The organism is Staphylococcus sp. 231237_7MaSpsaltlick (assembly GCF_043107035.1).
This window is the reverse complement of sequence record NZ_JBICNX010000166.1, coordinates 1-1,009: the sequence shown is the minus strand read 5'-3', so window position 1 is coordinate 1,009 and position 1,009 is coordinate 1. Positions and strand designations below refer to the sequence as shown.

Below are 1,009 nucleotides of genomic sequence, written 5' to 3'. Positions count from 1 at the left end.
TTCCTTGATGATACAATTCAGCAATTTCTTTTAACTTTGATACAGGCATATGTGTCTGACGCATACATTTTATAAATTCAATCCAATATAGGTCTTCTACTGAAAAATCTCTATAGCCATTCTTATTTCTGGTAACAAATGGAAAAAGCCCGGCTTTGTCATAGTATCGAATAGTATGTTCACTGATGCCTAAATTATCGGCTACTTGCTTTACTTGCATAATTTACCTCCTAAAAAAGGTGACTTTATAAAGTCACCTTTTTGGTCTATTTAATAAGTTGAACTAGTAAATCTTCATAGTCATTATGGATAATAGCTTCAAACCCAAATGTTGATACCATATCACTCTTTAATGACTCCACAGTGTTATAACCAATGAGTTCAGGATCATCTATTTTTAAACCAATTCGTTTAATGTCATTATGGAATAAATTATTTTGATGAGATAGCTCAATTATTTCTTCAGCTAAAGATTTAACGTAATTATTACTTGGCAAAGATACGTTCTTATCATCTATGACCTTTTCTTCCGTAATAATCTTAATATCTGTTTCATTTTCTTTAAATATTGCTAAAAAGTAATACATATCAAAATGACCTCCTTATTCTTTAAAGTTAACTAGCGTGTCGTATAACCGCCATTTGCAAATAATGTTTGTCCATTTATCCACCAACCATCTAAAGTTAAGAAAGTAATAATCGGCGCGATGTCTTCTATATTTGTAAGTTGATTATGAAGTGCTTGGGATTTATGGAATGCCACAGCATCTTCGCCTTCTTGAGGATAGAAGAAAGGTGTATCCATTGGTCCAGGAGCCACTGCATTAACTGAAATCCCTCTATCCATAAACTCTGATGATGCTGCGCGTGTATAATGCTCGACGGGAGCTTTTCCTCCAGCGTAAGTTGAATAAAATCCTGTATAAGCAGCAAGCAATGCAGTGGCTAGAGTGATGATTTTGCCATTATCATTCATAGCCTTTTCAGCATATTTAATAAAGAAATAAGC

General features: G+C 33.6%; 3 protein-coding genes. All 3 read right to left on the bottom strand.

What is annotated here, in order from left to right:
- Nucleotides 1–220 (bottom strand): MerR family transcriptional regulator (locus tag ACF91D_RS30670; protein WP_392438525.1); only part of this gene is annotated, 220 nt, incomplete at its 3' end.
- Between the two features lie 46 nt (nucleotides 221–266).
- Nucleotides 267–587 carry a hypothetical protein gene (locus tag ACF91D_RS30665; RefSeq protein ID WP_002508641.1) on the bottom strand — a complete coding sequence of 107 codons (321 nt, stop codon included), beginning with the start codon at nucleotides 585–587 and terminating at the stop codon, nucleotides 267–269.
- Between the two features lie 32 nt (nucleotides 588–619).
- A partial coding sequence (locus tag ACF91D_RS30660; protein ID WP_392438521.1) for an SDR family oxidoreductase occupies nucleotides 620–1,009 on the bottom strand: 390 nt, incomplete at its 5' end.